This is a genomic window from Halomonas sp. McD50-4 (assembly GCF_022348135.1).
Lineage (GTDB): Bacteria > Pseudomonadota > Gammaproteobacteria > Pseudomonadales > Halomonadaceae > Vreelandella > Vreelandella piezotolerans.
This window is the reverse complement of the sequence record NZ_JAKRFG010000004.1, coordinates 208,586-234,355: the sequence shown is the minus strand read 5'-3', so window position 1 is coordinate 234,355 and position 25,770 is coordinate 208,586. Positions and strand designations below refer to the sequence as shown.

Annotated in this window: 40 protein-coding genes and 2 tRNA genes; 22 read left to right on the top strand and 20 right to left on the bottom strand. The window is 59.3% G+C overall.

Going from position 1 to position 25,770, the window contains the following annotated elements; translation table 11 throughout:
• The 7 genes from MHM85_RS07220 to MHM85_RS07190 all read right to left on the bottom strand — a co-directional run bounded on the left by MHM85_RS07220 (position 1) and on the right by MHM85_RS07190 (position 4,407).
• Positions 1 to 222, bottom strand: a complete 222-nt coding sequence (locus MHM85_RS07220) for a hypothetical protein (protein WP_239285250.1) — start codon at positions 220 to 222, stop codon at positions 1 to 3.
• The gene (locus tag MHM85_RS07215) at positions 219 to 2,144 is read right to left on the bottom strand and encodes a terminase gpA endonuclease subunit (protein ID WP_343218328.1); all 1,926 of its coding nucleotides are present in this window, start codon (positions 2,142 to 2,144) and stop codon (positions 219 to 221) included. The genes MHM85_RS07220 and MHM85_RS07215 overlap by 4 nt, the downstream gene beginning before the upstream one ends.
• Entirely contained in the window at positions 2,110 to 2,667 is a 558-nt protein-coding gene (locus MHM85_RS07210) for a terminase small subunit (protein WP_239285252.1), read from the bottom strand. The genes MHM85_RS07215 and MHM85_RS07210 overlap by 35 nt, the downstream gene beginning before the upstream one ends.
• Before the next feature lie 263 nt (positions 2,668 to 2,930).
• Positions 2,931 to 3,347 carry a hypothetical protein gene (locus tag MHM85_RS07205; protein ID WP_239285254.1) on the bottom strand — a complete coding sequence of 139 codons (417 nt, stop codon included), beginning with the start codon at positions 3,345 to 3,347 and terminating at the stop codon, positions 2,931 to 2,933.
• Entirely contained in the window at positions 3,344 to 3,676 is a 333-nt protein-coding gene (locus MHM85_RS07200) for a phage holin family protein (protein ID WP_239377695.1), read from the bottom strand. The genes MHM85_RS07205 and MHM85_RS07200 overlap by 4 nt, the downstream gene beginning before the upstream one ends.
• 58 nt (positions 3,677 to 3,734) lie before the next feature.
• On the bottom strand, positions 3,735 to 4,265 hold the full coding sequence (locus tag MHM85_RS07195; RefSeq protein ID WP_239285258.1) for a glycoside hydrolase family 104 protein: 531 nt from the start codon (positions 4,263 to 4,265) through the stop codon (positions 3,735 to 3,737).
• Positions 4,266 to 4,331: 66 nt separating this feature from the next.
• Positions 4,332 to 4,407: transfer RNA gene (locus MHM85_RS07190), tRNA-Met, on the bottom strand.
• A gap of 191 nt (positions 4,408 to 4,598) precedes the next feature.
• Between MHM85_RS07190 and MHM85_RS07185 the strand changes: the two genes are divergently transcribed.
• Entirely contained in the window at positions 4,599 to 5,030 is a 432-nt protein-coding gene (locus MHM85_RS07185) for a hypothetical protein (protein WP_239285260.1), read from the top strand.
• Positions 5,031 to 5,085: 55 nt separating this feature from the next.
• Here the strand turns inward: MHM85_RS07185 and MHM85_RS07180 are convergent, their stop codons facing one another.
• The 10 genes from MHM85_RS07180 to MHM85_RS07140 are packed head-to-tail and all read right to left on the bottom strand — an operon-like array spanning position 5,086 to position 9,766.
• Positions 5,086 to 5,616: a hypothetical protein gene (locus MHM85_RS07180; protein ID WP_239285262.1), complete on the bottom strand. Its 531-nt coding sequence runs from the start codon at positions 5,614 to 5,616 to the stop codon at positions 5,086 to 5,088.
• Between the two features lie 23 nt (positions 5,617 to 5,639).
• On the bottom strand, positions 5,640 to 6,155 hold the full coding sequence (locus MHM85_RS07175) for a VRR-NUC domain-containing protein (protein WP_239285264.1): 516 nt from the start codon (positions 6,153 to 6,155) through the stop codon (positions 5,640 to 5,642).
• The gene (locus MHM85_RS07170; RefSeq protein ID WP_239285266.1) at positions 6,152 to 6,412 is read right to left on the bottom strand and encodes a hypothetical protein; all 261 of its coding nucleotides are present in this window, start codon (positions 6,410 to 6,412) and stop codon (positions 6,152 to 6,154) included. Before MHM85_RS07170 ends, MHM85_RS07175 begins: the two co-directional genes overlap by 4 nt.
• On the bottom strand, positions 6,409 to 6,702 hold the full coding sequence (locus tag MHM85_RS07165; RefSeq protein ID WP_239285268.1) for a hypothetical protein: 294 nt from the start codon (positions 6,700 to 6,702) through the stop codon (positions 6,409 to 6,411). Before MHM85_RS07165 ends, MHM85_RS07170 begins: the two co-directional genes overlap by 4 nt.
• Complete coding sequence (locus tag MHM85_RS18385; RefSeq protein WP_275443333.1) at positions 6,695 to 6,826, bottom strand: hypothetical protein; 132 nt, start codon at positions 6,824 to 6,826, stop codon at positions 6,695 to 6,697. The genes MHM85_RS07165 and MHM85_RS18385 overlap by 8 nt, the downstream gene beginning before the upstream one ends.
• Positions 6,823 to 7,443, bottom strand: a complete 621-nt coding sequence (locus MHM85_RS07160; RefSeq protein ID WP_239285270.1) for a hypothetical protein — start codon at positions 7,441 to 7,443, stop codon at positions 6,823 to 6,825. Before MHM85_RS07160 ends, MHM85_RS18385 begins: the two co-directional genes overlap by 4 nt.
• Positions 7,430 to 7,714, bottom strand: a complete 285-nt coding sequence (locus MHM85_RS07155) for a hypothetical protein (RefSeq protein ID WP_239285272.1) — start codon at positions 7,712 to 7,714, stop codon at positions 7,430 to 7,432. The genes MHM85_RS07160 and MHM85_RS07155 overlap by 14 nt, the downstream gene beginning before the upstream one ends.
• Positions 7,711 to 8,034, bottom strand: a complete 324-nt coding sequence (locus MHM85_RS07150; protein ID WP_239285274.1) for a hypothetical protein — start codon at positions 8,032 to 8,034, stop codon at positions 7,711 to 7,713. The genes MHM85_RS07155 and MHM85_RS07150 overlap by 4 nt, the downstream gene beginning before the upstream one ends.
• 2 nt (positions 8,035 to 8,036) lie before the next feature.
• Entirely contained in the window at positions 8,037 to 8,768 is a 732-nt protein-coding gene (locus tag MHM85_RS07145) for a hypothetical protein (protein ID WP_239285276.1), read from the bottom strand.
• Positions 8,759 to 9,766, bottom strand: coding sequence for a helix-turn-helix domain-containing protein (locus MHM85_RS07140; RefSeq protein ID WP_239285278.1), 1,008 nt, complete (start codon positions 9,764 to 9,766; stop codon positions 8,759 to 8,761). Before MHM85_RS07140 ends, MHM85_RS07145 begins: the two co-directional genes overlap by 10 nt.
• An 83-nt stretch (positions 9,767 to 9,849) precedes the next feature.
• Between MHM85_RS07140 and MHM85_RS07135 the strand changes: the two genes are divergently transcribed.
• Positions 9,850 to 10,080, top strand: a complete 231-nt coding sequence (locus MHM85_RS07135) for a hypothetical protein (protein WP_239285280.1) — start codon at positions 9,850 to 9,852, stop codon at positions 10,078 to 10,080.
• A gap of 2 nt (positions 10,081 to 10,082) precedes the next feature.
• Here MHM85_RS07135 and MHM85_RS07130 read toward each other — a convergent pair whose 3' ends face one another.
• Both MHM85_RS07130 and MHM85_RS07125 read right to left on the bottom strand, forming a co-directional pair.
• A complete protein-coding gene (locus MHM85_RS07130) occupies positions 10,083 to 10,379 on the bottom strand; it encodes a hypothetical protein (protein WP_239285282.1) in 297 nt (98 codons plus the stop codon).
• Positions 10,380 to 10,410: 31 nt separating this feature from the next.
• On the bottom strand, positions 10,411 to 10,623 hold the full coding sequence (locus MHM85_RS07125; RefSeq protein WP_239285284.1) for a Cro/CI family transcriptional regulator: 213 nt from the start codon (positions 10,621 to 10,623) through the stop codon (positions 10,411 to 10,413).
• A 92-nt stretch (positions 10,624 to 10,715) separates the two neighbouring features.
• Here MHM85_RS07125 and MHM85_RS07120 point away from each other — a divergent pair, with 92 nt between their 5' ends.
• The 15 genes from MHM85_RS07120 (at position 10,716) to MHM85_RS07050 (ending at position 19,871) form a co-directional block, all read left to right on the top strand.
• Entirely contained in the window at positions 10,716 to 11,363 is a 648-nt protein-coding gene (locus tag MHM85_RS07120; protein ID WP_239285286.1) for an XRE family transcriptional regulator, read from the top strand.
• A 154-nt stretch (positions 11,364 to 11,517) separates the two neighbouring features.
• Positions 11,518 to 11,922, top strand: coding sequence for a LuxR C-terminal-related transcriptional regulator (locus tag MHM85_RS07115; protein ID WP_239285288.1), 405 nt, complete (start codon positions 11,518 to 11,520; stop codon positions 11,920 to 11,922).
• Positions 11,919 to 12,254 (top strand): hypothetical protein, encoded by a 336-nt coding sequence (locus tag MHM85_RS07110; protein WP_239285290.1) that lies wholly within the window; start codon positions 11,919 to 11,921, stop codon positions 12,252 to 12,254. Before MHM85_RS07115 ends, MHM85_RS07110 begins: the two co-directional genes overlap by 4 nt.
• On the top strand, positions 12,251 to 12,547 hold the full coding sequence (locus MHM85_RS07105) for a hypothetical protein (protein WP_239285292.1): 297 nt from the start codon (positions 12,251 to 12,253) through the stop codon (positions 12,545 to 12,547). The genes MHM85_RS07110 and MHM85_RS07105 overlap by 4 nt, the downstream gene beginning before the upstream one ends.
• Positions 12,544 to 12,867 (top strand): hypothetical protein, encoded by a 324-nt coding sequence (locus MHM85_RS07100; RefSeq protein ID WP_239285294.1) that lies wholly within the window; start codon positions 12,544 to 12,546, stop codon positions 12,865 to 12,867. The genes MHM85_RS07105 and MHM85_RS07100 overlap by 4 nt, the downstream gene beginning before the upstream one ends.
• A 98-nt stretch (positions 12,868 to 12,965) precedes the next feature.
• Entirely contained in the window at positions 12,966 to 13,199 is a 234-nt protein-coding gene (locus MHM85_RS07095; protein WP_239285296.1) for a hypothetical protein, read from the top strand.
• 84 nt (positions 13,200 to 13,283) lie between these two features.
• Entirely contained in the window at positions 13,284 to 14,231 is a 948-nt protein-coding gene (locus MHM85_RS07090; RefSeq protein ID WP_239285298.1) for a recombination-associated protein RdgC, read from the top strand.
• A complete protein-coding gene (locus MHM85_RS07085; RefSeq protein ID WP_239285300.1) occupies positions 14,228 to 14,557 on the top strand; it encodes a DUF4406 domain-containing protein in 330 nt (109 codons plus the stop codon). The genes MHM85_RS07090 and MHM85_RS07085 overlap by 4 nt, the downstream gene beginning before the upstream one ends.
• Positions 14,554 to 14,853 carry a helix-turn-helix domain-containing protein gene (locus MHM85_RS07080; protein ID WP_239285302.1) on the top strand — a complete coding sequence of 100 codons (300 nt, stop codon included), beginning with the start codon at positions 14,554 to 14,556 and terminating at the stop codon, positions 14,851 to 14,853. Before MHM85_RS07085 ends, MHM85_RS07080 begins: the two co-directional genes overlap by 4 nt.
• The gene (locus tag MHM85_RS07075) at positions 14,846 to 15,223 is read left to right on the top strand and encodes a hypothetical protein (RefSeq protein WP_239285304.1); all 378 of its coding nucleotides are present in this window, start codon (positions 14,846 to 14,848) and stop codon (positions 15,221 to 15,223) included. The genes MHM85_RS07080 and MHM85_RS07075 overlap by 8 nt, the downstream gene beginning before the upstream one ends.
• A gap of 95 nt (positions 15,224 to 15,318) precedes the next feature.
• Positions 15,319 to 16,884, top strand: coding sequence for a DEAD/DEAH box helicase (locus MHM85_RS07070; RefSeq protein WP_239377693.1), 1,566 nt, complete (start codon positions 15,319 to 15,321; stop codon positions 16,882 to 16,884).
• Positions 16,881 to 17,348: a hypothetical protein gene (locus MHM85_RS07065; RefSeq protein ID WP_239285308.1), complete on the top strand. Its 468-nt coding sequence runs from the start codon at positions 16,881 to 16,883 to the stop codon at positions 17,346 to 17,348. Before MHM85_RS07070 ends, MHM85_RS07065 begins: the two co-directional genes overlap by 4 nt.
• A 1-nt stretch (position 17,349) precedes the next feature.
• On the top strand, positions 17,350 to 18,138 hold the full coding sequence (locus MHM85_RS07060; RefSeq protein ID WP_239285310.1) for a hypothetical protein: 789 nt from the start codon (positions 17,350 to 17,352) through the stop codon (positions 18,136 to 18,138).
• Entirely contained in the window at positions 18,135 to 18,650 is a 516-nt protein-coding gene (locus tag MHM85_RS07055) for a hypothetical protein (RefSeq protein ID WP_239285312.1), read from the top strand. The genes MHM85_RS07060 and MHM85_RS07055 overlap by 4 nt, the downstream gene beginning before the upstream one ends.
• 186 nt (positions 18,651 to 18,836) lie before the next feature.
• Complete coding sequence (locus MHM85_RS07050) at positions 18,837 to 19,871, top strand: tyrosine-type recombinase/integrase (protein WP_239285314.1); 1,035 nt, start codon at positions 18,837 to 18,839, stop codon at positions 19,869 to 19,871.
• 64 nt (positions 19,872 to 19,935) lie between these two features.
• Here MHM85_RS07050 and MHM85_RS07045 read toward each other — a convergent pair.
• Positions 19,936 to 20,022: transfer RNA gene (locus MHM85_RS07045), tRNA-Leu, on the bottom strand.
• A 113-nt stretch (positions 20,023 to 20,135) separates the two neighbouring features.
• On the opposite strand from MHM85_RS07045, the gene queA reads away from it, so the two are divergent.
• From queA to secF, 5 genes are all read left to right on the top strand, one after another.
• A complete protein-coding gene (gene queA / locus MHM85_RS07040) occupies positions 20,136 to 21,167 on the top strand; it encodes a tRNA preQ1(34) S-adenosylmethionine ribosyltransferase-isomerase QueA (RefSeq protein WP_139525064.1) in 1,032 nt (343 codons plus the stop codon).
• A 36-nt stretch (positions 21,168 to 21,203) separates the two neighbouring features.
• The gene (tgt, locus tag MHM85_RS07035; RefSeq protein WP_176558193.1) at positions 21,204 to 22,349 is read left to right on the top strand and encodes a tRNA guanosine(34) transglycosylase Tgt; all 1,146 of its coding nucleotides are present in this window, start codon (positions 21,204 to 21,206) and stop codon (positions 22,347 to 22,349) included.
• Between the two features lie 78 nt (positions 22,350 to 22,427).
• Complete coding sequence (gene yajC, locus MHM85_RS07030) at positions 22,428 to 22,754, top strand: preprotein translocase subunit YajC (protein WP_044628915.1); 327 nt, start codon at positions 22,428 to 22,430, stop codon at positions 22,752 to 22,754.
• Positions 22,755 to 22,888: 134 nt separating this feature from the next.
• Positions 22,889 to 24,742: a protein translocase subunit SecD gene (gene secD / locus MHM85_RS07025; protein WP_139525063.1), complete on the top strand. Its 1,854-nt coding sequence runs from the start codon at positions 22,889 to 22,891 to the stop codon at positions 24,740 to 24,742.
• A gap of 49 nt (positions 24,743 to 24,791) precedes the next feature.
• Entirely contained in the window at positions 24,792 to 25,718 is a 927-nt protein-coding gene (secF, locus tag MHM85_RS07020; RefSeq protein ID WP_219862851.1) for a protein translocase subunit SecF, read from the top strand.
• The last annotated feature ends 52 nt before the right edge of the window (positions 25,719 to 25,770 follow it).

The window sequence follows — 25,770 nt, the reverse complement described above, 5'->3', positions numbered from 1 at the left end:
TTAAAACCCAATGTAGCGAATGCGGTTACGACCACCTGAGGCGGTAGCGCCTCTCTCTTTGGCGGCTAGCCGCTCGAAGCGCTCTTCCATCTTGTACAGCGTGGGCAGATCTGCCCGGGTGTATTGCCGATCACCAAAGCGCCATGACTGCGAGCCGCTCAGGATCTTGTCGATAGCCGTGCGAACCTTGGTGAGGCGCTCGGTATAGGTTTCCGTCGTCATAAGCTGCTCTTAGTGGCCACGCGGGAACGCTTGCGCTTAGGTCGCGGCGCCAGCGTGGCGGGGTCGTTGAGGTCTAGGCCAAAGCGCTGCTGGCAAATGCGTAGCGCGGCAAGGGCGTACACGAAGCAGTCGAGCGCTTCGTTACGGCGGCCGCCTGCCTCCCAGCGGTAAACGCGTCGGCCCTTTTCGATTTTGGCCACTTTGATTTCCGCCGTTAGCTGCTTGATCTCGTCTTCATCACAGATGAGATCGTTAGACGGCAGGTGAACGCAGCCAGGCACGGCCATGCCGGGTTGGGGCTGCAGCTTCAAGCGGTTGTAGATGGTTTCTTTGGCGTTGTCGGTGCCCACCTCAGTGAGGAAAACGCCCTTTGCGGTTTTCTTCCGCGGCATGTTGGCAATCGGCTTGCCGTACTTATTAGCGCCCTTGATAGGAATCACCCAGTACGGCCCCTGCTGCTTGCTCATGGCGTACACTTCATCGGTGTAGTGGCCGCCTGAGTCCCAGCACCAGCGCATCACGGGCATCCAGTTGCCATCGGTGCGCTGGTAGCCCTGGTGCAGCTTGTGGGCGACTTTACGTTTGAGCTCGGGGCCTGCGGGGTCGCCGTAGATAATCCATCGGTCTATCAGCCAGCACTCTTCGTCCTTGCCCCAGCCCCACACGCGCCCTTCGTAGCGGTCATCTTGGGTATCAATGCCTCCGGTGAGCGCCACCACTCTGTCGGGCACTTGGGGGTAAACTTCCCGCCTGCCATAGATGGCTTCCCATTCCAGCTTTTCGCCTAGCTCGTCTTCCCAGGTTTCGCCTAGCGTGGTGTTGACGAACGTTTTTAGCTTGGAGGGTGACCCTTTGGCCTTGAGGAAGTCGCGCACAATGCGCTCCCAGGTGGTAAAGGGGCTTAGCACTGTCCAGAGGTAGAACGTGATGCTGTCCGGCGTTGGGATTGGCTCATGTAATGCGCTAAACCAGTCGATACCGTCTCGGGTCCATATCCCTGTTTCAGAGCAGACCCAAACGCCATCTTTAATGCTGTGCTCTCGGCTTTCGTCCTGCAGCTCATGCTGCTTGATCATGCAGCCATTATGCTCGCAGAGGTAGAACGCGGTTTCCGGCTTGCCTTCATCCCACTTTATGCCAAAGCCTGCATCCTGCCCGCCCCACTTGAGTATTTGTTCCTCCCCGCAGTGCGGGCACGGCACATGAAAGTTGAGCTTGTGCGGTGACTCATCCGCAGCGGCTTCGATTTGGCACTGGCCACGCACCTTAGGCGTGGAGCCACGAATCGACTTCGGAAAGGTGGAGCCTTCCAGGCGCTTATCCCCCAGCGTGGTGGGCGAACCCTCTTTCTCGATGTCTTCATCAAAGGCGGCTAGCTCGTCATAAATCACCACGTCTACCGACTTTTCACGGTAGTTACGAGCGGCTTTACCACCGTGGACGAACACTTGCTTGCCGTTCGCAAAGCGCTTAGCGCTGAGGGTGTTGTCCCGGTGTTTCATGCCATGCCAAGGCGCTAGGTCTAGCACCACCGGCACGTCTCGCACCATCGTTTCTAGGTGCGTTTTCATGAACGATTCAGCGTCAGTATCCGTCGGGCTGAACGTCAGGATATTGCGCTTTTTGTGCTCGAGGAGGTAACCGGCGGCGGCAAGCAGCATTTTGGTGTAGCCAAGGCGCGCCGATTTCACCACGTTAACTGTGCGGATCTCGTCGTTACCCATCGCATTGAGGATGCCGATCTGAAACGGCAGCGTGGTCCAGCGCCCTTCGTGATAGCTGGATTCAGACGATAGATAGAAATTTTGGTCTGCCCACTCCACCCCCGTCAGTGGCTCAGGCCGATAAAGCGCCAACAGTCCCTGCCGTACCGAGCGCCGCCACTCTTTAAGCTGTTGTGTCGAAACTATCGCAGTAGTCATCCAGCAGCTCCGGCAACAAATTATCGAGCCCGCTGGCTTGGTTGCGGGCACGTGCTAGCTCCCGCATCAGGGTGTCTAGGTGTCGAGTCTCTAGGTCTGGGTGCTTGCGCTTCATGGTCAGCGGCAAGGTGTCGAGAATGGCAGCGATCTCTGCCGCGACCTTTGAAAGCGTGAAGATAGCGAACTCGCTTGGCACTACTTTGCGCGCGGCCAATTCGTTCTTCTGCTGCTGGCCAATGCGGCGCTCTTTGGTCAGCAGGTATTCTTCCTGCTCGCGCTTGTGATCAAGCAGCGGATCAAAATCAATCCCGTCATCAGGTTGCGATGATTGTTGTTTCGCTTCCACTTCCGCCAGCTTCGAATCCAGTACTGAGCGGCAATCGAAATAGACGCTTCTGCCTATCTTCGCTACAGGCTTAATACCCCATTTATCAAAGGCTTGAACGCTAATCCCTAGGCTTGCCGCCATCTGGCTTTTGTTCAGCCAGTAGGGCTCGGGCGATGGCTGTCTGCTGGCTGACATCTAAACAACAACCTCGCCTTAGAAAATTCTCATAAATAGCCGAATTCTGCGGCTATGTTCCCCCGTACTCTGCATGCGCCTGCCCAGGAGGACCCGCCGTTTTTTGCACCTGCTTGGTGCGCTACTTCTCGTCACCCCCGCCAGCCATAATCTCCACCACCGCCGCCCGGTCCGCATTGAACCGGCGGCGTAGCGCCTCATACTCCGCCAGTAGCAGCAGCAGGCCTCGGTTGCTGTTGAGGATCAGCGCTGGCGCGGGTAGCTCATTCGTTAGGTGGTTGGGTAGTGTTGGGCAGTCGCACGCCATCACCGGCGGTGGGCTGCTGGAGCTCGCGCATCCAGTCAGTAATGCCAGTAGGCAGATCGCTATCCAGCCATTCAAGCGCTTCGGCATCGGTCTCTCCTAACTGTTGGAGCGCCTGAATGCTGGCGCGCATGTCGTCGGCAATGGTGGTTAACGTACGGTCGCGCTCTGCCATAGCAGCGTTGAGCGTTTCAATCTGCTGGCGCTGCCACTGCTGGTGCTCTATGAGGATCTCGGCCCGCGCCTGCTGGCGCTCGGCTTCGGCCTGATAGGCGTCCCGCTGGGTGGTGACGTGCTGCCAGTAGAGGTAGACGCTCACCAAGGCCAAGCCACCCAGTGCCCACCCCATCGCCCGACTCTTGAGCGAGGCAATCATTTGAGCCACTTCGTCACAAACGCCAGCAGTACCTCATACAGACCGTCGGCCTTCTCCCGAATCCAGTCGGTACCCAGGAACGCCAGAAACACACAAGGCGGCAGTGCGATGATAGGCGGCCATCCTTGTGACTCAGCGATCCACAGAAATACTGGGAACAGCGGCGTTGCCAGCAGTGCACACATCACCGCCCCTAACAATGAGCGCTTGAAGCCACCGCCCTCGTGAACGCCGCGCACAAATGCCATGGCAAACGTCACAACAGACACCAGCGCGATCGGCATGTACTCGAGCAGCCACTGCCAGTTATTCGGGTCGCGATTTGGCATGGTGCGTTTCTCTTTTCGTCTTGAATTCATGGCGCACCTCTCGGGCGGGCCTCGTCAGTTAGTCGATGGAAATGCCGCCGACAGCCTCATAAACCCGCAGCAGCTCATCGGTGGCTAATTCGCGCTGACCGTAGCCAGCGCCCGGCAGGCTCGCCCAGATACGGCGGCAAGCGTGAATGGCCTCACGAATGCGGCCATCGTGAATAAGGGATAGCGCCTTGCATTGACGGATAAGATGCACCGCGCCCAGGTCTTGGCTGGCGGGCGTGAAGTCGGGCAATTCGAAGCGGTCTGCCAGATCGTCCCAGGTGCGAGAGAGGAACTGGTAACGCCCCGCCGCGCTGGAGTGGATCTCGTACGTAGGCAGCCAGACCATAACGCGTGGGTGATCGTCGTAACTGTCGAACGTCTTCCCGCCCACAATCACGTCGTATCCGTCATCATCACCGAAGCGCGGCGTGCCCTCGGCATAGGCCAGCATGTCGAGGAACGCGGCCACGTTGCCCGCGCGCGTATCTTTGGGCGGTGCTGGCTCCACGCGCAGCAGTTCCGCCTCATCATACCAATGGGCAGGCGAGTGAGCAGACATGATGACCTCAGGAAGAAAATGCCCCGCACGAAGGGGCAAAGCGAAGCCAGGTGGCAACGCATGAAATGGTAGCGGCGGCGGGAATCGAACCCGCTTTCTCCGGGATATGAGCCCAGCAACCAGCCAGTGGTCCACAGCCGCTAGAAACGCAAAAGCCCCGCCGGGTGACCGGCAGGGCTTCAATGTGGGGTGGCTTAAGCGCGTAGCTTGCGCAGCCTAGAGATAAGAATGCACCAAACACGCCACTTTTGCAAACCTATTGTTTAGGCTACCTACTATTTGATATAAGGCTTCTTTTTAGTCAATTTTTTTTCATCTGGGTGTATCGTAGACGTGAGTATCATAGACTTTATTAAAGACTGGGTAATTCCAATTACTAGCTTTATCGTATCTCTGATTAGTATTGGTTTAGCAATTTGGTTCTCTTCGACAGCCAGGAGCGATGCCGAGCAAGCCAAAGCTACTCTTAATAAGGTTGATGCAGCTATCGAAGGATGGCAAAAACAAATCATCTCCTCCACCGTGAGTATTCTTGACTCCAACCCACAAGTTATAGGGGCAAGAGCCACATTAGCAAAAATAGAGTCCGCAAAATCGCTGACTCAAGGCATGCAAGATGCCATGCACGAAATTGTCAGGAATCCTCATGGTGGTGCCGTAGGTCACACACAACAAGAGAATTTAAAATTAATTTCGGAGCAACTCACGAAACTCCTTGACAGCATGTCTACTGAAGATAATTCCAGAAACCGTGATGACCATTGAGTTAAGCTAACCACCTTGCTGGAATTAAAACCAGCAAGGCTGCTTTATAGTTATCCTATAAAATTTTTCCGTGTGAAAGCCACTCCCATAATTGATTACGTGCCCGACGCGCCGCATGCTGCATAGCATTGACGCTCTCAAAATGCCGCACCCCCTCATGCAGCCCCAGGCAGCGCAGCAACTCTCCCTGGCGCTCCACCATTTGCCGAGCGGTTACCATCCACTGGCTGGCGCCCATTTTCTCCGGACGTACCCGGGCAGCCTGTAACAGCATCGCGGCGGCTTGGCGGCGCGGCAGTTGATCAAGCAGGAAAGCGCACGCCGTGTGCCACTGGCTTTCAGGGTGATAACGCATCGCCGCCAGCATCGCCTGATCGCTACGACCACCGCCCCCAGGCAGTTCGCCCATGTTTGCCGTGGGGCTAAAGGGTTGGTAGCCGGTTTGCTCATGCCTGCAATCTAACTGCAGTTCCAGCATCGTATCGATAATGCGTGCCACAGCAGCATCCCGCGCCCGCTCGTCTCGCTGAGCCGCCTCAACCACACGCCAAGGGTTGGCAACCCGTTTCCACTCATCAAATTGCATCACTCTCCCCTTAAGCCGTGTCATTAGCCCTTTCTCCACTCGGTACCGCTACTCATCGTCTGGCGCTCGCCCACCACCTGCGTGCGTGGCCAGCTCGCATATTCCCTCAGCACCGCCTTGGCCTCATCGATACCCCGCGCCAGCACAGCGCAATAGCCCTCATATTCGCTACCTTCCAGCCACGCGAATTGGCTATCGCTCAGATCGGCATCGCGGGGCGGGGTGGCCTTGAACTCCAAATACAGGCCGTGCCAGCCACCACGCGCTTGTCGCACCGGTAGATCGGACACGCCCGACTTAACGCCCTGGCGCTTCATCGCGGCCGCCGTCTTGAAACTGCGAACGCCCCCATTCGGTACGTGATAGATGGCGTCGTACAGCTCCCCGACCGGTTGACCGCGCATCTTCTCGCCCAGCAGCCAGCGGATCAGCACCGCCTGCTCGCTCCCCTCCCAATCAACGGGGCGCTTTCGGGGTGTGCCGTCTGCCTTTGGCTTTCGTTGGCGGCGCTTGCAGGCGGGTAATCCGCGAACGGTCATAGGTCGAGCTCCTGGTTTTTATCCCACACGGCAAACCGACGGGCGATTTGATCAAGCGAGGCTGCCGCTACTGGGTCAGTGGCTAAGCGCCCCAGGCTTTCCACTTCGCACTGATCCTCGATCCAGCGGCGGGCTGTGTAATGGCTGTGAGGCCACCCGCTATCCAGCGCATCGATAGTATCCAGCCATTCACAAAAGCGGTTATCGTCTGCCAGCGCCTTGGCGTGGTCTTCTATCGGGTGAGCGTTCTCGGTCACTGCCCCGCCCTCCGTTGGCCGCGTTCCCATTTGCTATAGGCAGCCAGCACCTTCTCGAGCATGGCGGCCGCCTCTGGGTTATGGTCCAGCTCTGCACGGCTCTGGATACCACAGGCCTTGCGTAGCCACCGTGTAGCGCCAGCCAACTGGTGCGTGCCGTTTGGGTACTGATCGGGCGTTAGTTGATGCTTAGCGCGCCAGCGGTGATCCAGATACAGCCAGAAGCGCGGGTTCTGGCACAGCATCGCCGCGCGGCGGGCCTGCTGGCCTCCCTTTTGGGCGTTATCCATCGTTTTTCTCTCCCTGATCGTTCAGCCCCTCTACGCTGCGGCAAAAGGCCAGCACTGCGCAGCCCAACGTCAGCAGGACTCCCGAGAGAACGCCGAGCAGGAACCATGTCAGGCCATCCATCATGATTCACCCCCTAGCGCCACCAACTGCTGCGCGGTTTCCATCAACCAATGCAGATCCCGCCACGCGTCGGGCTCGCCTTGCTCATAGGCCTGCTTTGCCTGCGCCATCAACGTGGCGTTCATGGCCGCGCAGCGGTTCAAGAGGTCGTCAGGTGCGCGCTCGCTGGTCAAGAGATGCGCTACATCAAAAGGAAGCGGCAACAAGGGCGCAGGCTGGCCGATTGGCTCAACAGCGATTGGCGCTGCTTCCATGTCTTTAAAGCAGTCGTTGCAGATGTCGCCGTACTGCTCTGCCTCCATTTCGCAAAGCTTGCCTTTGCACTTAACGCATACAGGCTTAGCCTCCTGACGCTCTTCCGATGCAATCTCGACTGCCTTAGACGCTGACGACCACAACGCCCCTTCTCCCTCAGTAGTCGGCAGCCACGCCTCATCACCAAACACCACCAAGCCGCGCTTCTTGAGGGCCAGTAGCACGTCAACGATCCGGGCCTTTTGCTGGCTGTTGGCGGCATTCATGCCCACATGCACGATGGCGGTCTTAGCCCCACGGCGGGTTTGGCGGTGCTCGTCAGTGATCAACGCCAGCACCTGGCGTTCTACGTTACTCAGCGGCATGGGTCGCACCTCCGGCCACGTAATAGCTCTCCAGCAACGGCACGGCGGGCAGCTCGCACTCACCATTCGTGGTGAGGCGGTAACCCGTGATCGTGCGGGAAACAAACTGCTGCTCGCATAGGTCGTCACACGCCACACGCACCTGGTGCAGCGATACGGGTAGCTTGTGGGCATGCGCCAGTGCTGCCAGGTGCTGTGCATCACAGGAAGCAGAGCGCGCCAGCAGACGCAGGACGATGTTTTGGTGATCGATGGGTTTTAGGATGCTCACGACGCCACCCCCGCAGCCGCGGCTAACGCCAGCTCGCGGCCCTTTTCAGTCAGCTGCAGCTTTTGGCGGGCGGGCTTGTCGGCTGTCATGCCGGCCACTTCGATGTTGCCCAGATCCAGCAGCTCACGGCAGCGGCCGCAAATGCTCGACAGCGGCAGGCCGGTAGCGGTCGCCAATTCATTACGCGTCATCGCTAGGCCACCGCTAACCAGCGCCGCTATTACCGCGCCTTGCGAGCTCTTCATGCGGCCGGAACGGCGGTGCTCTTGAAACGCGGCATGCTTCACTTCATTGCCGCTGGGTTGAAATGCGGTATTCATGGTTAACGTCCTCCCATCGCAGCCAGCGGCGCGCCAGCTTGCTCTAACAATTCACGGCGGCGGGCTTCTTCCCGCTCGCGGGCTTCGCGGCGCTCTTCGGCCTTGCGGCTTCCGGGCTGGTTGATCAGGTCACGCAGGTGGCTCACCACGCGCTTACGCTGGCGCTGCCCTTCCTCAGTGACCGGCTTATCAGGCGGGGGCAGCAGGTGGGCCACTTTGGGTGCGGGTAGCTTCCCGGCACGCACGGCATCCCCCAGCACGATTTCCCGGCGCTGTGGGTCATGGCCGAGCGATACGGTCCACTCAGGCGAGCGAGCCTCTGCCTTGGCGGTGGCCAGCTCTCGCTCGTAGGCAGCGAGGAACGCCATTCTGGCACCCACCTTGTCGCGTCCATCGAGCACCGGCTTGGCGGCAGCAAAGGCCCGCGCAATCTCAGGCGTCCACACCACGGTCTCTTGCTCGTCGGTGCTGTGCAGCGCCAGCGCCCACGCTTCGTTACCGCTCAAATGAGCGTTCGCGCTCGGGATGCGCTCAACGATGGCGGCGAGCGTCAGCTTGCCGTGTAGCTCGGCACGGCAGCGGGCCAACGCGCTGCGGATCTCGCCAAACGGATACACGCTCAGGTCTTCCGCAATCAACACCCCCGCAGAGGCCCGCATTTCCTGCCCCAGCACTTCCGCCGTGGCGTAAACGAGTTTCAGCACTTCCTCGTGCTGTGCGTCGGTTAGTGACATGAGGAACCCTCCTGTTGAGCACGGCGTTCACGCAGCATGGCTTTCGCCTGCTCGAAGTTGCTGAGGTTGGATTGAGTGCTATCGACCTGACGCGCCTGGGCCTGGGTGACCTGAACGCCAGTGGTGCATTGCGTGGCAATCGCTTCGCAGTCAGCGAGCAACAGCGACACGGAATGCAGCTTGCTGTGGTAGAACTGGTGATTCATTTGCAGGTAGAACGCCGCCACCTTGGGCGCGAGCGTGGCCCCTACACGGTCGACCAGTTGCGACATCTGCCCCGCCGTTTTCTGGTTCCACACGGGCCAAGTGCGATAGCGCGCACGGTAAGCACAGGCATAGTTCGCCCAGGCCTTAAACGTCTTGGCGTTCGGGTCGCGGGTGCCGGGCATATCAACCGGGATGCGTTTCAGCAGATCGTCAGCGGATTCAGCAGGCTCGGCCTTCGGCGTTTCCGGTTCGTCAGCGCCCAAGTATTCCCCCTCAGACGCAGCGGGGCTTGCCCCCGGTGCGAAAGAACTCTTACTGGACCCCTCTAACTGAACCCCTAAACCTGAACCCCTCTCTTCACGGTTTTCCGAATACCCCTCTTCGACATTTCGAGTAGGGTTCTCACCGTTTTCCGAATACCCCTCTTCGGGATTCCGATTAGGGTTCTCATGGTTTTCCGAATACCCCTGTTCGGTTTTCCGAGTACCTGCGCCAGCCGTCTCAAGCGGGCGCTTCATGAAGATGCGGCGCTCAACAATTTGCTTGCCTTCGCGCACCTGCTTAACCGTTACCCAGCCCTTTTTCTTGAGCGAGCTGATCACCTCAGACACACGGTTAGGCGACAGGCCAAAGAACTCAGCCAGCTTCTTGTTCGACTTGAAACAGCCTTTCTGCGGGTGCTGCAGGCTGTCGATCTCGATCAGCATCACCTTCTCTTGCAGTGACAGCTCACGGTTCAACCAGATCTCGGCAGGGATCCAGACACCACGGAAGGCGCGTTCATCGCTCATACGCCACCCCTCAAATAGAAAGCCACGCCGCCGCCCGCTAAAGTGGTAGTTGCGACACCACCCACCCATAGAAGGAAAACGACGTGGCTGAAAACGACACACAAAAAATGCTGAAAGCCCTGCTGATCATGCAGGCGGAAATGCTTGGACGAATCGAGCGGATCGAGACGGCCATTAACACCAACCGAAACCCGGACATTGACCCGAGGTTTGAGGCGCTGGCAGAACTCGAAAGCCTGATGGACGGCGACTTGGGCGCCAGCCTTCGGAGCGATATTGAAGACCTGATCACGGCGGTGAATAACGGGAGGTAGCATTACTCACCCCCGCTGCTGTCACGGCGCGTCGCCTTGATATGACGCAACAGGCGGTGCGCCCAGTCACGGCCAAGGCGATGAAGCTCATCATCGGAAAGCTGCTTATCACCACCCCGCAAACACTGCTCAACCCAGCCGTTCTTTCGCTTGGGCATCAGGATCAGCAGCATTTCGCCCAACGCACCCTCCAAATGGCATCCTCGCTCCATTCGGTCGATTACCTTATCCAGGTCCTGGCCACGCCCGGCGCGGGAAAGGCGAATCACCGCCGCCATTCGGCGAAATAGCATCAGCATGAGAACACCTCACAAATACCTGTATGAAAATTCACGGCTGCGGTGCCGATGCGGCGGGCGTGGCGCTGGCGCTATGCTTTGCAATGTCAGCTTTGAGCTTTCCTTTCGTTACACGCTCTAGCTCGTATTGACGAAGCATCGGCACAACGTTGCCCCACTGGTTGATTGCCTGGGGTGTAATGCCTAGCGCCTCAGCAAGCTTGCGAGTGCTACCAAAGTGCTCGATGGCTTTGCGAGTTTGCATGCCTGGGTCTCCTGTTGTGCATCCCAAGAATTAAAGCATGCTTTTAAAGTGTCAACAAGCATGCTTGCACAGGCGACAAGTAAGCTAGCTTTATGAACCAATCCGAGAGAATTGCCGCTGCGATGCGGAACAAAGGGCTTACTAAATCTGCGCTGGCCAGGGCGTGCGGAGTGAGTGCGGCTGCTGTTGGCCAATGGCTTAGCCAAGACACCAAAGCGCCCAGGGCTGAAAATATGCTTAAAATCGCGGAGGCAACCGGATGTCGATTTGAATGGCTTACGACAGGTAAGGGCCAGATGCTTCAGACCGAGCCCAATGTAGGCACGGGGCCAAGCTTTAAGGGTTATTGCCCTGAGATAAGCTGGGTGCAGGCTGGGCAATGGGCAGAGGTGTGTGACATTAACACCGATCCAGAAACAACAAACTGGTACCCGCGGCCACCAGGAGCCAGTGAGCAAACGTTTGTGCTGCGCGTAGTGGGCGAGAGCATGGCGCCGGACTACCCACCAGGACGACTGATATTTGTCGACCCTGAACAGGTGCCACTTCCCAACGATGACGTGGTGGCCGTGATGACTGAGAGCAACGAAGCCACCTTTAAGCGCTTGATCGAAGAGCCCGGAAGCCCTCGAATGCTAAAAGCTCTCAATCCGGCATGGACAAATCCTTACATTGAAATCAACGGCAACTGCCAGATCATCGGCGTAGTGATCGCTGATATGCGGATGCGCCAGCGCTAATTCTCAATATCGTAATTCCGATAACGGCCCGCCATCGAGCGGGCTTTTTCGTGCCCAAAATTAAAGCATGGCTAAAAAATCAATAAAGCTTGCTTGCTTCATTCTTTAAAGATTGCTTTAATCTCTTTAAGGAATTCAAGCGAGGGTAAACACCATGCAATCCACCATCGAACCAACAGAGTTTGAATGTCAAGGCTTCAAGTGCCGATTTGGCCCCCGTAACAGTGAATGGCCTAGCCGCGTACAAGCGCAAGTCATCGCCTGCATCGCGGCGGGCATGACCCACAAAGAGATTGCCAAGCTGCGCGGCTGCTCGCCTCGCACGATCAGCGCGACCTCTGCCGCCATCCTCTACTACCTGAACGCCCACCGTGCAGCTGGTGCAGTTGCCGAGGCGATGAAGCGCGGCTGGATCGCCCCGCTACTGCTGGCGCTCATGGTCAGCGGCATCAACAGCGACGCCGATGCAATGCGCCACCGCCAGCCCACCCGCACCCGCCAGCAGGTCAGCGCCAGCCGCACAGTGGCCCGCCGTGACGTAGGGAGTGTGTACGCATGAACTTTGGTACCCAACAAGCGCTACTGCGCATCAAGGGCACCGCGCGCGCTATGCGTGAAGAGGCCGAAGCAGCCAGCACCAAAGGCATTCAGATTGAACCGGTCGCGCTGAATCACTACGCCGCCCTGCTCGATAAGGCCCGCGACACGCTGGAATTCGAACAGTCGTGCAGCCTAACCAACGACGACACCATCTGGCTCAAGACAGTGATGGATAGCTTAGCGGGATGCGTCGCCTTCGCCGAAAAGAGCGGATACCCCATCAACGTGAGCGAGATCCGCGCCGTGATGTCAGTCGTCAACGATGCCCGCGTGCAAGGCGGTGCCCAATGAGCGACCTACACACCCCCTGCCGTTTCATCGTGAAGCATTGGCAACTGCTAGCCATGCAAGACGGCTACACGCTCCACACCACCGTGATTGAAGCGGTACCGGTAAAAGGCGGTTTCCTGCCCGCCTTCGTCGGAAAGCGTGGCGTTCGCGTGCTCGTCGCCATGGCGACCCCGCTACCCACGCAGCAAGCCGCCCGTAACAGCCTGCGAGACGTGCTGTGGGGCGCGCATGTAGAGGGCCGCATCAACCTAATGCCACACCCGACCACCGCTACCCAGGAGCAAGCCGCATGAGCACGCAACGCACCAATACCAAGTGGGCCATCGGCCTAGCCGCCGTCGTCACCGCCATGGGCATGCTGGCCGAGGGCGAAGCCGAAGACGCGCAGCGCGACGTGCTGGCGTACTGCGAGGGCGTGGCCGTATTTGCTGCCGAGCAGGCCCGCGGCGTGCCGCTCGAGAACCGCGTCGGCCACCGTGACTGGGACGACACGATCAACGTTGAGGAGCAGTGCCCGGGCATGCGCCCCGCCCTGCCCGCGCTCGATGACTACGCGCCAGCACAGTACGCGATGCCCAGCACCGTACCCGTTCAACAGATTGTTCAGTTCTGAGGTGATGACCATGAGCACCTTCCGCGTCTACGGCATGACCGAATGCAAAGCTTGGCAGCTGGCCCGCTCCTCTACCCCCCCCCAAGCCACGGGAGTCGGTGGACGAGTACGAAGAGCGGGTGCAGGAGCGCTTCGAAAAAATCATGGACGGCGCCCGGCAGGTGCCACTCAGCGCCGCGTTCGATGCCCCGCAGTACGCCGAGCAGTTCATTCAAATGGCGAAGAAGTCAGGCAGGGCGCGCGACCTGCATATCAAGTACCCAAAGAAAGTGCAGGTCATGAAGCGCAAGAAGCCCGTTATGCAAACCGTCTGGCAGGAGTACATGCCGTGATCGACCAAGCCGCCTTCGACCGAATTTTCAAACAGCCAGCGCCAGCGAGACGCGCTGATCAGAACAAGCAAAAGGACGCCTAACATGTGGTTCAAAAACCTACACATCTACCGCCTGCACGACGTTCAGGCTCGCAGCCTGGGCGAAATCGACACGCTGCTGGCCCAGCACTCAGCAAAGCCACTGGGCAATGCCGACGCCCGCCGGATTGGATGGACGCCCCCAGCGGGTCGGCTGGGCGGCGGTCAAATGCTACACCCGCTCCAAGGCCACATGCTCATCAGCGCCCTACGCCAAGAGCGCCTATTGCCTACCTCGGTCGTGGCTGAGGAAGTGGCCGACAAGGTAGCCGAGATCGAAGCCAGCGAAGGGCGCAAGGTCACACGCAAAGAGAAAACCGCGCTCAAGGAACAGGTCACCGAAGAGTTAATGCCCCGCGCTTTCGTGCGTAGCCAGAAAATAGACCTCTGGTGGGACACTGAGCGCAACCTGATCGGCGTGAACACCAGCAGCCGCTCACGCGCTGAAGATGTGCTGGACCTGCTACGCGAAACGCTGGGCAGCCTGAAAGCCACGCCGCTGACCAGCCAGACGCTACCCATCCGCGCCATGACCACATGGCTAGGTGACGCAGCCTCACGCCCTGCCGACCTGCAGCTGGGCGACAACGTCTCGCTGAAAGCCAAAGGCGACGATGGCGTGGTGCGGGCACGTCAGGTGGATCTCGACAGCGACGAAATGCAGCAACTGCTCGAAAGTGGCCGACAAGCGTCACAGCTCGCGCTCAGCATCGAAGGCCAGTTCTCTTTCATCTTGCATGACGACCTAGCGCTAAAGTCGTTGCGCTTCGGTGATGCACTGATTGAAGAAGCCGATCACGCCGACGATGGCGACGATGCCCTAGCTCGCTTTGAAACAGACTTCGTCTTGATGGCGGGCAGCCTGCGTCAGAACGTCGAGCGGCTTCTTGAATGGCTCGGTGGCGAGACTGAGCGCCAGCCAGCAGCGGATAAAGGCGGGGTGCAGCAATGAAACGCATCTACATCAGCGGCCCCATGACGGGGCTGCCAGGACTCAACTTCGGCGCGTTTCACTGCGCAGCGGCTCAGCTTCGCGCCCTGGGGTATGAGGTAGTGAACCCGGCTGAAAAGCAAAGCGAAACCGAAGACCTCAGCTGGGAAGAGTACCTGCGCCAAGATCTACGGCAGATGCTCACCTGCGACACCATCGCCCTGCTGCCGGGCTGGGAAGCGTCGAAAGGCGCTCATCTAGAGCTTCACGTTGCCCACCGCGTGGGCATGAACGTGGTCAGCGTGGCTGAGCTGCACCGCCAGGAACTGGAGGCCATGCCCGCATGAGTGCTATCTACGTTAACGACCCCGCCAACGGCGAAAGCGTCAGTCTGAGCGAGCTAGGCCGCCGCTATGGAATCTCTGCCGGTTGCCTCTCGCGCCGGTACCACCGCGGTGATCGCGGCCATGCGCTAATCGGTCAGGTCAGCCGCGAAGAACTGGCCCGAGCCAAAGCCGCCGAATACCGCGAAGGCCTTGCGCGCCAGCATCGGATTGTCGAAGCCAACAACGCCGCGCTTATGCGCCCGCTAAACCATATTGCGCAAGCCAGCAAATTGGTTGGAGGAAGCCAGCATGTCTAAAGAGCTACTTGCCGACCTTGAAGCCATTGCTGAATTTCTCCAGGGCGTGCGCATAGATAGCGCCACTGAAAAACAGGCCCAGGCAGATCTGGAACAAGCGCTCTCTGACGCTGGATGGAATTTCTCTCGAGAGCATCGCCTAAGCGGAAGCGATATTCCAGACTTTCTAGTCCAGTCGAACCAGAGCAGCATTGTCATTGAGCTTAAAACGCGCGCACAGCGTAAGCGGATCTATCGACAGCTAGAGCGATATGCACAGCATGACCAAGTTCACGCACTGGTATTGATGACGGGTACCGCCATGCAGCTGCCTTCGGAGATCAACGGTAAGCCTGCTTGCGTGGCATCGCTCGGCGCGGGGTGGCTATGAAAACTTATGGCTCTCTGACTCTAAGCAACGGGGCTTGGCATCTGTCGAACATCCCGCCTCATGTAGCCATTAGGCTCAAGCAGCTTTTTCCGCGTGTGCCTAAGGCACAGACCGGCACATTTCAGTTTCCATGCGACAAGCTGCACTGCGCTGACCTCGCTTGGTTTTTGCAGCGCTACCCAATGTCCATGTCGCATGACGATCAATTATCGCTTGAGGATGGGCGCGTTCAGTTTGAGCATAACCAAGCGGAAATGGAGGCCATACTACGACCGGATTACCAGCCGAGCGCACGCACCGGCCTGCGTGAGGGTCAAGTAGTGCGGCCCTACCAGGGGCAGGCGGTCGATTTGTGCTTGTCGCGCGGCTCGCTGCTTCTGGGCGACGACGTTGGCCTGGGCAAGACCTATACCACTGCCGCTATGCTGCTGGACCCGGCCACCTTGCCCGCCGCCGTGGTCATGCAAACGCACCTGCAGGACCAGTGGCGCGAGAAGATCGAGACGTTCACCACGCTGACGACGCACAAGATCAAGGGCACCAAGCCCTATGACCTGCCCTTGGCGGATGTGTACCTTTTCCGGTATAGCCAGCTGCTCGGCTGGATCGACACCTTCGACGATGGGTTCTTTAAAGCGGTGGCGTTCGACGAGATTCAGGAGCTGCGCCGCGGCGAAGAGAGCGGCAAGGGCGAGGCGGCCAAGAAGCTCGCCGATGCGGCGCAGTTCAAGCTCGGCTTGTCGGCCACGCCGATCTACAACTACGGCGCCGAGATATGGAACGTGATGCAGTTCCTGGATGATGCCGTGCTGGGCAACTGGGGCGACTTCCAGCGCGAGTGGCTCAAGGATCACCGGCAGGTCAACGACCCCGAGGCATTGGGTTCCTACCTGCGAGAGCAAAACATCATGCTCCGCCGCACCAAGCGAGACGTGGGCCAGCAGATGCCGCCGATCAATACCATCGTCGAGCGCATCGAAAGCAACGACGAGGCGCTCGCCTCGATCGATGACCTTGCGCGCCAGCTCGCCCTCAAGACTACCACCGGCACATTCATGGAGCGCGGGCGCGCCGGGCGCGAGCTCGACTTGCTAGTAAGGCACGCCACCGGCGTGGCCAAGGCCAAGAACGTCGCGCGCTATGCCCGCATACTGCTCGAGGCCGACATGCCTGTACTGCTCATGGGCTGGCACCGGGACGTCTACGACATCTGGCTGGACGAGCTCGCCGAGTACGCCCCGGCCATGTACACCGGCAGCGAGACCGACAAGCAGAAGCGCGAATCCGTGCGCCGACTTGTCCAGGGCGAAACCAACCTCTTCATCATGTCGCTACGCAGCGGCGCCGGTCTGGATGGCCTGCAGCACCGTTGCTCGACCGTCATCTTCGGCGAGCTCGACTGGTCGCCGAAAGTGCACGAGCAAATCATCGGGCGCCTGGACCGTGAAGGCCAGCAAGAGCAGGTAACGGCGATCTACCTGAACACCGACGAGGGCTCAGACCCGCCGATGGTCGAGGTGTTGGGCGTCAAGGCGTCGCAGTCCAGCGCGATCGTCGACCCCGGGCGCCAGCTCGCGAACCGCCATTCAGACAAGACCCGCATACAGGCGCTGGCCGAGCGGTTTCTCGCCAGCCGCGGCAACAAGAAGGAGGTGGCATGAGCCGCTACGCAGAAAACACCAGCGTCTCGAGCGAGCGCAGCCGCGCCGAGATAGAGCAAACCGTCTCCCGCTACGGTGCCAGCGGTTTCATGTACGGGTGGGATGGCGGTACCGCTGTGATGGCGTTCCAAATGAACGGTCGTCGTATCCGCTTTGACCTGACAATGCCCGACCGCAATAGCCGGGAGTTCACGCAAACCGAAACAGGTCGGGACCGAGCGCCAGCCCAGGCCGCCAAAGCATGGGAGCAGGCGTGCCGCCAGCGGTGGCGCGCGCTCGCCCTGGTCATCAAGGCGAAGCTCGAAGCGGTCGAGTCGGGCATTACCGAGTTTGAAGAAGAGTTCCTGGCGCACATCGTCTTGCCCGACGGCGGGACCGTAGGCCGCTGGATGCTGCCGCAAGTTAAAAGCGCCTACGACACAGGCGATATGCCGCCACTACTGCCAGCCCCGGGAGGCAACTGATATGAGCGATAACACCCATGCCGCCATGTGCGTCTACTGCGGCGAGACGATCATATACGACACACGCGAAGCCACCGACATGGCTGCCGCCCACGCGCAGCTGATCGAGCATGACCAGCAGTGTCCCAAGAATCCGCTAGTCGGCCGTATCGCGTTTCTGAATCAGCAAAACACCGCCCTGCAAGAGCAGTGCGATGAATACCGAGACCACCTAGCCCATATCGCTGAGATGACTGGCAACAAGGGCGACATTGGCGCCGCGCATGAAGGGGTGAATGCGGTGATCGAAGAGCTCGCCGCCGTGTCATCTAGAAATACTGGCCTTATTCAGCAGTGCAAAGCAGCTGAGCATCAGCGTGACACGCATTTGAACAAGCTGCGCACACTGAACCATGGCGATGCGTCGGAAGCCTGGCACTGGATGAATGATGGGAATGACAAGCTTGAAAGTCTCACTTGCCCCATCTTGATTTCAGCGGAAGACCTAAAGGAGATTTTTGAGGAGCGCGATGCTCTGGCGGCGCTTTTTGTGAGGCTTCAAGACGGCGCTACAGACCTGATTCACGCTTCAACCGAGGAAGAAGCGGGCGATGCGATGGAGATTATCGCAGAGTGCAGCGAAAAGGAGGCCCGCAGCATCCTCGCCCGCCTAATTGCTGAGAGTCGCATCGAGGGAGCACTGGCTGTCCGGCACCTTACCCAAGGCGATGACTGGGAAGATACCGAGTTACGCGCAGTCATCGACGACTACGTTACAGGACTCCGTCGCCAAACCGAGGGCCATCAATGACCCAGCAACCCACCCACACCCACCGCGAAAGCGGTGGAAAATACGCCGAGCTGCAGCAGCACCAGGGCACCGGCTCACTGGACGGTCTCTGGCTGATCGTTTACGAAGACCTCGACAAAGGCATCCAAAGCGTCACGACCCAAGACGATTGGCTGAGCCACTGGCGCCCACTGCTGGCAGACGACTGCCCCGTGTGCCTGGGTAGTGGTCACGACCACATCAAGGGCAACAAAGACAAGCCGTGCGGGCACTGCTACGGGCTGGAAAAGGTGCGGGTAGATGGCGAAGCCGCTACCGACCTGTGGGAGCTCGCCACGGTGGCCACAGGCATCATTGAGCGCCAGCGGGCAGAGCTGTACCAGCTTCGCCAGATCGCCAACAACCCCGCCGTGCAGGCGCTCCTCGAGCAGCAGCACCAGCAGGCGATCAGTGAAAGCACGGCGCGGCAGGAACAGAAATGGCGAGACGGCAAGGGCTTCGGCCCCGCTGGCCAGCGGTTTACGGGGGATTGATATGCAGCCACTGCTCACTCCTCAAGACGTGGCCACCCTACTCGGCGTCAGCGCCAGCTGGGTATACACGAACAAAGCGCGGATTGGATTTATCACGATAGGGACAGCCGTGCGCTTTGATAGCGCCGATGTAGAGCGCTATGCTCAGAGCCGCAAGCGCGGCCCTCAGCACGAGGAACGCATGAAATGGGAATCACAGTCCGATACAGAAAGAGCCGCGACAAGTGGATTGTCACGGAAACGCACAACGGTCAGCGACATCAATGCACGTTTGAAGGGACTAAGGAAGGCAGGCGGCAGGCAGACGAGTACGCAGCAGCGCGCCAGGTAGCGATCAACGACGCTCGCTTTAACGGCGAAGTGATGGGGCGCAAGCCCCGTCGCACGTTCCTAGAGGGCGTCAACCGTTGGATTGACGAGTACGACGTCACCAGTCAGCTAAAAGCGATTGGGCCCGTTGTGGAGTACATGGGCAGCGATGTGATGCTAGGCATGGAAGCAGTAGACAAAGCGCGGCGCATGGCGCGTGAGCTAAAGCTGAAAGGGAGGGCGCAGAGCACCATCAATAACCACGTGCAGGTGGTTAAGAGGGTGCTCAACTTAGCGTACCGGGAATGGGAGTGGATCGATCAACCGCTCGGGGACAAGCTCAAAAAGCCGAACCCGAAAAACGAACGACACACCTACCCCAGCGTCGGCGATCTCAAGCGCCTGTTGCAAGCGATACCCGACAGGAGAACCGAGGCCAAGATCATCATCACCTTGGCAGCGGTGACCGGGTTGCGGCGCGGCGAACTGCTCGCACTGGAGCCCGCCAATTATAGCAATGGCCGGATCCTGTTGCGCGCCGATCAGACGAAAAGCGGAAAGGCTCGCGTCGTTCCGGTACCGCAATTCGCACAGCCATGGATGACGATGTTGCCGTTCATGGAAGGGGTGCCGCTGAAAACGGCAGAGCGCAGGATCAGAACCGCGTGGGAAGATGCCCGGGAGGAAACCGGAAAGCACCACCTGCGCTTCCACGATCTGCGCCACTGCTACGCCAGCCTACTTGCCCAGGCAGGCGAGAACATGACGACGGTGCGTGATCTGCTAGGCCATTCCAGCCTGCTGGTTACAAGCCGGTATGCGCACATGTTCGAGAAAGGGTTAGATGAAATCGGTCAACGAATGCCGCTGCTCAATGCGGCCGTCTGCGACCAAAACGCGACCATGCACTAATCAACGGCCGAAAAGAGCCGAATTTCAGGCAAAAAAAAGGGGCCTAAGCCCCTGATTTTAAATATGGTGCCGGTGGCCAGACTCGAACTGGCACACCCGTAAAGGCGGCGGATTTTGAATCCGCTGCGTCTACCAATTCCGCCACACCGGCAATGGAGGCGAATTATACGCAGATCGCCCGTCAAGTCAATCACATCGCTGACTTTATCGACCTAAAGCGCTATCCTAGGCGGCCTGTTCGACCACTGAAAGAGCTTTTTTCACATGCAGCGCGCGGATTTCCATTTCGAGCTACCCGATGAGTTGATTGCCCGCTATCCGTCCGAACGGCGCAGCGATTGCCGATTACTGTGTGTGGATGGCCAAAACGGCGCGCTGGACCACCGCCGTTTTCCCGATTTGTTGGACCTGCTGGAACCCGGCGATCTGTTGGTCTTCAACGACACCCGAGTGATTCCCGCCCGCCTGCACGGCCACAAGGCCAGCGGGGGTAAGGTGGAAATGCTGCTGGAGCGCCCTCTAGATAGCCACCGGGGGCTGGCGCACCTTCGTTCTAGCAAGTCGCCCAAGCCGGGCACTGAGCTGATTTTCGAAGGCGACATCCACGCCGTGGTCGAAGGCCGCCGCGACGCCCTATTCGAGCTGCGCTTTTTAGGCGACACGCCGATGATCGCGCTGCTGGAAAAGCACGGCCATATGCCGCTGCCCCCCTACATTACCCGGGAAGACGAGCTAAGCGACCGGGAGCGCTACCAAACCGTCTACGCTCGCCGAGATGGGGCCGTCGCAGCACCGACTGCTGGGCTCCACTTCGACCAGCCGCTGCTGGACGCCCTGGCCGAAAAAGGCATCAACAGTGCTTTCGTGACGCTGCACGTTGGTGCGGGCACCTTCCAGCCGGTGCGGGTGGATAACATCCTCGAACACCACATGCACAGCGAGTGGATCGAGGTGACTGACGCGACCTGCCAACAGATTCGCGAGACGCAAGCCGCCGGTAAACGCGTGATCGCCGTGGGAACGACGAGCGTTCGCTGCCTGGAGAGCGCTTGCATGAAAAGTAGCGATGGCCAGATAGCGCCGTTCAGTGGCGATACCGACATCTTCATTTACCCCGGCTACGAGTGGCGCTGCGTGGATGCTCTGATCACCAACTTCCATCTACCCGAATCCACCCTATTGATGCTGGTATCGGCGTTCGCGGGCTATGAGCACATCATGCAGGCCTACCGCACGGCAGTTGAAGAGCGCTACGCCTTCTTCAGCTACGGCGATGCGATGCTGCTGACCCGCTAACCGACGCGCTTACCGATTGAACAACGAGTTATTGTGATGCGAAACGAATGCTTCATGCGCTTCGAGCGCTTAGCCGAGGATGGCCGCGCGCGTCGTGGCCGTTTGCACTTCCCCCGTGGCACGGTGGAAACCCCTGCGTTCATGCCGGTCGGCACCTACGGCACGGTCAAGGGCATGACGCCCGAGTCGGTCAAAGAGATCGGCGCAGAGATCATCCTGGGCAATACCTTCCATCTCTGGCTACGCCCCGGCACCGAGGTGATCGAAGCTCACGGCGACCTGCACGACTTCGCCCAGTGGGATAAGCCGATCCTGACCGACTCCGGCGGCTTCCAGGTGTTCTCGCTGGGCGAGATGCGCAAGATCACCGAGCAGGGCGTACATTTCCGCTCGCCGGTGGACGGCAGCAAAGTGTTCATGGGTCCGGAAGAGTCCATGGCGGTGCAGCGCTCGCTGGGCTCTGATGTCGTCATGATCTTCGACGAGTGCACGCCCTATCCGGCCACGTTCGAAGAGGCCGAAAAATCCATGGAACTATCGCTGCGGTGGGCCAAACGCTCCCGGGATGCCCACGGCGTCTCGCCCTCTGCCCTGTTCGGCATCATCCAGGGCGGCATGCACCCAGAGCTGCGTGAGCGCTCGCTCAAGGGGCTGTTGGAGATCGGCTTCGATGGCTTGGCCATTGGCGGCCTCTCGGTGGGCGAGCCCAAAGAGGAGATGATCAAGGTCCTCGACTACCTGCCCACTTGGATGCCCGACGACACGCCCCGTTACTTGATGGGCGTGGGCAAGCCAGAAGACCTCGTCGAAGGCGTACGTCGCGGGGTGGATATGTTCGACTGTGTGATGCCCACGCGTAACGCGCGTAACGGCCACCTGTTCACCTCCGAAGGCACCGTCAAGATCCGCAACGCCAAGCACCGTTTCGATACCCGTCCGCTGGATGAAGAGTGCGATTGCCACACCTGTCAGAACTTCTCCCGTGGCTATCTGCATCACCTGGATCGCTGCAATGAAATGCTCGGTTCCATGCTCAATACGATCCATAACTTACGCTACTACCAGCGGGTGATGGCTGATTTGCGCGCGGCAATCGAAGCGGGTACATTGACGACCTTTGTGGAAAGCTTCTATGCAAGGCGCGGCCTCCCGGTGCCACCCCTTGCGGGCGCTGAGTCCTAATCCTTTTATGGCCGCCCGCCGTTGCGGGTGGCATGACCCACTCACCCATTGAGTGTTCTAACCCAGGAGTTCCCTGCAATGCTGGATTTCTTCATCTCACCAGCCCATGCCCAAGAAGCCGCCGCTGGCGGTGGCATCGCGCAAATCGTCATGCTGGTCGGCTTCGTGCTGATCTTTTACTTCCTGCTGTGGCGTCCGCAAGCCAAACGTGCCAAGCAGCACAAGCAGTTGGTATCGGGCCTTGCCAAGGGCGATGAAGTCGTGATTGGCGGCGGTTTGGTTGGCCGCGTGACCAAAGTCAGCGACGAGTTCCTGACCCTGGAAGTCTCTGAAGGTACCGAAGTCAACGTGCAGAAAAACGCCGTGGCCGCCGTACTGCCTAAAGGCACCATTAAGTCCATCTAACGCTTGCACTCCCCCCTGCCGACCCAGTGCCAGCCACCCCGGCAGGGGTGACATGGTAGCGTCGATGGTGAACGTTGCTGTGCGCAGCCTGTCTGTGCACAGCGATTCCGTTTGTAATTGAAGGCAGGGCTTGCATGCTCAACCGTTACCCCCTGTGGAAGTATCTGCTGATACTGGTCGTCCTGGTGGTTGGCCTTATCTACTCGCTTCCCAATCTATTCCCCGCAGATCCCGCCATTCAGGTGAGCGATGCACAAGGCAACGCCCTGGATGAACGGCAGATTACCCGTGTCGAAGAAGCGCTCAGCGAGAGCGATATCGCCGTCAAAGCCGTCGAAGAGACCAACGGTCAGTGGCTGATTCGTTTACAGAGCGATGACGACCAGCTCGACGCCCGTGACATCGCCGCCGACGTGCTGGGCCCCAACGCCACCGTTGCCCTCAACTTGGCCGATGCCACCCCTGAGTGGCTGCAAGCGTTTGCGGCCTCCCCCATGACGCTGGGCCTCGATTTACGCGGCGGTGTTCACTTCCTGCTGGAAGTGGATATGGAGGCGGCGCTGACCCAACGCCTCGAAGTGAACGCCAGCGCCATGCGTGAGTTACTGCGCAGCGAGCGTATTCGCTACCGCAACACCACCATTGACGACCGCTCGCTGTCGATCGACTTCGCCAGCAGCGAAGACCGCGACGCCGCCCGCCGTTTGATCAGCCGCGACTTCCCCAACTTCGAGTACACCAACGAAGGGGATGGCCGCGCTTCGAGCCTGGTCATGACGCTAAGCGACATGACGGTCAACGAAATCCAGGACTATGCGATCAACCAGAACTTGACCACGCTGCGTAACCGGGTGAACGAGCTGGGCGTCGCCGAACCCATGGTGCAGCGCCAAGGCCCGAGCCAAATCGTGGTCGAACTGCCGGGCGTGCAGGACACCGTGGCCGCCAAGCGGATCGTCGGTGCGACGGCCAACCTCGAATTTCGTCTCGAGGCGCGCAACGATACACCGGATGCCGAAACCGAACGCTTCGAGTTTCGCAACGATCCCTCTCGTTCGGCAGAGCTGATGCGCGATGTGATCATCACCGGTGACAGCGTTTCCAGCGCCAGTAATAGCTTCGACGAGAACGGCCGCCCTCAGGTCAACATCAACCTGGACGGCACCGGCGGTACGCTGATGAACCGCGCCACGCGCACCAACATCGGGCGCAACATGGCGGTGCTGTTCATCGAGCATAAAAGCGAAGACCGCATCGAAGTCGACCCGGAAACCGGCGAAGAGACCATCGTTCGTGAGCCCTACACCGAGCGTGGCCTGATCAGCTTGGCGACCATTCAAAGCGCGCTGGGCAACAGCTTCCGCATCACTGGTCTCGACTCCCCCACCGAAGCCGCCGAACTCGCGCTGCTGCTGCGTTCCGGCTCGCTCGCCGCGCCGATCTACTTCGTGCAAGAGCGCACCATCGGCCCCAGCCTGGGCGCAGAAAACATCGAACGCGGCCTGCTCTCGGTTCAGATCGGCTTACTGTTGGTCGTGCTGTTCATGCTGGTGCGTTACAAAGTATTTGGCGTGTTTGCCAACGTGGCGCTGGCACTCAACTTGACGCTGCTGGTCGCGGTGATGTCGATGCTAGGCGCCACGCTCACGCTGCCAGGCATAGCCGGTATCGTACTGACGCTCGGGATGGCGGTGGATGCCAACGTGCTGATCTTCGAGCGGATACGCGAAGAGCTGCGTAACGGCATGTCGATTCAGCAGGCCATTTACGCGGGCTACGAGCGTGCCTTTACCTCGATCGTGGATGCCAACATTACCACCTTGCTAGTGGCAGTGATTCTGTTCTCGATTGGCACCGGCCCGGTAAAAGGCTTTGCCGTTACGCTCTCTATCGGCATTTTGACGTCGATGTTCACTGCGCTGCTGGTCACGCGTGCCATGGTCAATCTGACCTACGGTGGCAAGCCCGTCAAAAAGCTGTGGATCTGATATCGATGAGATCACAACACGCGCTCAGCAAAGAATTTAAGAGGTGGTCATGAAACCCCTAACCCAACTGCGCATCGACTTCATGGGACGGCGCAACCTGGCGTTCATCGTCTCGGCGGTGATGCTGATCGTCTCGATCGGTGCCATCGTCTTCCAGCAGCTCAACCTGGGGCTGGACTTCACGGGCGGCACCCTGGTGGAGGTTCGCTACGGCACCGCTCCCTCCCTGGATGCCATTCGGCAACTGCTAGAGAGTAGCGGCTTCCAAGATGTGTCGGTGCAGACCTTTGGCGCGTCGACGGAAGTCCTGATTCGCTTACAGCAAGCTTTCGATGGCGATGTGGGTAACGATGTCGTCAACCTGCTGCGGGCCAACGGCGATAGCGTCAATCTGGTGCGCGCCGAGTTCGTCGGCGCCCAAGTCGGCGATCAGCTTCGCGACCAGAGTGGTCTGGGGCTGCTCGTGGCACTGGGCGTGGTCATGCTCTACGTGGCCTTACGCTTCCAGTACAAGTTCGCCATCGGTGCCCTGCTGGCCTTGCTGCATGACGTCATCATTGTCGTCGGGGTGTTTGCTCTGTTCCAGCTCGACTTCGATCTGACGGTGCTGGCGGCGATTCTTGCAGTCATCGGCTACTCGCTGAACGACACCATCGTCGTGTATGACCGCATCCGCGAGACGATTCGCACCTCGCGTATCGACGACATGCCGCAGATTTTCAACGAAGCACTGAACGCCACGCTGTCACGCACGCTGGCGACATCGGGCACGACCGTTCTGGTCTTGCTGGCGCTACTAATGCTTGGTGGCGACATGATCGAGAACTTCGCCATCGCTCTATTAGTGGGTATCGTGGTGGGCACGTTCTCGTCTATCTATATCTCCGGCGCCCTGTTGATTCCGCTGAAGCTCTCTCGGGAAGACCTCATTCCTACCAAGAAAGAAGTGGATGAAGAGGAAGAAGAGCTGCCCTAACCATGGGATAGCCGCCAACGAAAAGGCCCTGCCGGACACCCGGCAGGGCCTT